This is a genomic window from Streptomyces laculatispora (assembly GCF_017353455.1).
GTDB lineage: Bacteria > Actinomycetota > Actinomycetes > Streptomycetales > Streptomycetaceae > Streptomyces > Streptomyces laculatispora.
Genome location: NZ_JAFMPZ010000509.1, coordinates 1 through 2,553 on the forward strand (window position 1 = coordinate 1; position 2,553 = coordinate 2,553).

General features: G+C 70.9%; 3 protein-coding genes. 1 reads left to right on the forward strand and 2 read right to left on the reverse strand.

Annotated features, from left to right (window positions below):
- Positions 1 to 1,113, reverse strand: a 1,113-nt coding sequence (locus J1C73_RS26580) for an acetyl-CoA carboxylase biotin carboxylase subunit (RefSeq protein ID WP_207318608.1), incomplete at its 3' end; no start/stop codon positions are given.
- A gap of 401 nt (positions 1,114 to 1,514) precedes the next feature.
- Between J1C73_RS26580 and J1C73_RS26585 the strand changes: the two genes are divergently transcribed.
- The gene (locus tag J1C73_RS26585) at positions 1,515 to 1,964 is read left to right on the forward strand and encodes a hypothetical protein (protein ID WP_207318610.1); all 450 of its coding nucleotides are present in this window, start codon (positions 1,515 to 1,517) and stop codon (positions 1,962 to 1,964) included.
- A 14-nt stretch (positions 1,965 to 1,978) separates the two neighbouring features.
- Here J1C73_RS26585 and J1C73_RS26590 read toward each other — a convergent pair.
- Positions 1,979 to 2,553 (reverse strand): Maf family protein (locus tag J1C73_RS26590; RefSeq protein WP_207318609.1); only part of this gene is annotated, 575 nt, incomplete at its 5' end.

Below are 2,553 nucleotides of genomic sequence, written 5' to 3' on the forward strand. Positions count from 1 at the left end.
GGACTCGACGCCCGCGTCGAGGCGGACACCGGGGCCGGACGGCGGGGCGAACACGGTGACGGTGCCGGGGGCGGGCAGGAAGCCGCGGCCCGGGTCCTCGCCGTTGATCCGGAACTCGAAGGAGTGGCCGCGCACGGCCGGGTCGTCGTAGCCCAGCTCCTCGCCGTCGGCGATGCGGAACATCTCGCGCACGAGGTCGAGGCCGGTGACCTCCTCGGTGACCGGGTGCTCGACCTGGAGGCGGGTGTTGACCTCCAGGAAGGAGATCGTGCCGTCCGTGCCGACGAGGAACTCGACCGTGCCGGCGCCGACGTAACCGGCCTCCTTCAGGATCGCCTTCGACGCCGCGTACAGCTCGGCGTTCTGCGCCTCGGACAGGAACGGTGCCGGGGCCTCCTCGACCAGCTTCTGGTGCCGGCGCTGGAGCGAGCAGTCACGGGTGGAGACGACGACCACGTTGCCGTGGGAGTCGGCCAGGCACTGGGTCTCCACGTGCCGCGGCTTGTCGAGGTAGCGCTCCACGAAGCACTCCCCGCGCCCGAACGCGGCGACGGCCTCACGGACCGCGGAGTCGTACAGCTCCGGGATCTCCTCCAGGGTGCGGGCGACCTTCAGCCCGCGCCCGCCACCGCCGAAGGCGGCCTTGATCGCGATCGGCAGCCCGTTCTCCTCGGCGAAGGCGACGACCTCGGCGGAACCCCCGACCGGGTCCGGGGTGCCGGCGACGAGCGGGGCACCTGCACGCTGGGCGATGTGGCGGGCGGCGACCTTGTCGCCGAGGTCCCGGATCGCCTGCGGCGGCGGGCCGATCCACGTCAGTCCGGCGTCCAGCACGGCCTGGGCGAACTCGGCGTTCTCCGAGAGGAATCCGTAACCCGGGTGGATCGCGTCCGCCCCGGAGTCCTTGGCAGCCTGGAGCACCTTGGCCATGTCCAGATAGCTGGCGGCCGGGGTGTCACCGCCCAGCGCGAATGCCTCGTCGGCCGCACGCACATGCAGAGCGTCGCGGTCCGGGTCTGCGTAGACGGCCACGCTCCCGATTCCCGCATCCCGGCAAGCGCGGGCAACACGGACAGCAATTTCGCCACGGTTGGCGATGAGCACCTTGCGCACGATGGCTCCCTCCTTGAAACAAGCTGAGTTTAGGGACTACCGACACGGCCCTACGACCCGTCCCCAATGGTGAGCTTGCCCACACGGAGTGTGATTCGAGGCCTGCTCAAGTCGCGAAATCCCTTGTGGCACCACGGTACGCCGGGATCCATAACCGCACAGTAGCCACGAGGTGTGGTCCAGGTCTCTGTCGGTACGGGCAGCGACGCCAGGTGTTTCTTTGTGTGATTCCTACTAACCGCTGCGCGATTCTTTGCCAGACGCCCGGCCGCCCCCCGCGACGGGGGTCTGTCGCGGAGTCGAACCGGGGCGCGAACGCCGCCGAACCTCTTGTACGGAGCATTACCGATTAGTAGGGTCCGCGCTATCGCACGTACTGCAGGTAACAGGGGGTGAGCGCCATGGTGCGCAGGCCGGTGGCCTTCATAGCCGCGATCGTGCTGTTCGCGGAAGCCGTGGGCATCGTGATCATCAACGGCGTCATGGCGACGTTCGTCAAGAACCAGGACATGTCCCTGGCGGGAATGGATCCCGGCGTCATGGCCAACGGCACCTGGGCGACGGGCGGGGTCTTTGGACTGTTCCTGCTGCTGTGCGGTGTGCTGATCCTGCTGAGCGGCATCCGCGACCGGGCCCCGGGCCGGATCGCCCGGATCGTCCTCATCTGCTGCGCCGTCATCCACGGGGTGCTGGGCGCGCTCACGGTGGGGCTGGTCGGCTGGGCCGCGTTCGCGTTCATGATGGTGGTGCTCGGCCTGATCGTGCTGACGCTGGTGGCGTACGGCGCGGACCGCGAGGAGCCGGCCGCCGGGGCGGGTACCGAGAAGCCGGCGGCTCCGGCCCCGGCCTGACCGGACGGGCCCGCTCAGACCCAGAGGTCGGTGACCGGGATGCCCAGCTCGCCCAGCAGCCGCCGCAGCAGCGGCAGCGAGAGCCCGATGACGTTGCCCGGGTCGCCGTCGATGGAGTCCACGAACGGCGCCGAGCGCCCGTCGAGGGTGAAGGCGCCCGCCACGTGGAGCGGTTCGCCGGAGGCCACGTAGGCGGCGATCTCGGCGTCCGTCGGCTCACCGAAGCGGACCGTCGTGGACGCGGTCTCGGAGACCGTCCGTCCGGTCGCGGTGTCGGTCAGGCTGTGACCGGTCCGCAGCACCCCGGACCGGCCCCGCATGGACTTCCAGCGGGCCGTGGCGTCCTCGGCGTCGGCCGGTTTGCCCAGCGCCTCGCCGTCGAGTTCGAGCACCGAGTCGCAGCCGATGACCAGGGCCCCCGCGACCTCCGCGAGCCCGGCCACGGCCGCGGCCTTGGCCTCGGCCAGCACCAGTGCCAGCTCGGCGGGTGTCGGGGCGCTCAGCGCGTCCTCGTCCACCCCGCTGACGATCACCTCGGGCGCGAACCCGGCCTGCCGGAGCAGACCGAGGCGGGCGGGGTTCGCGCCCG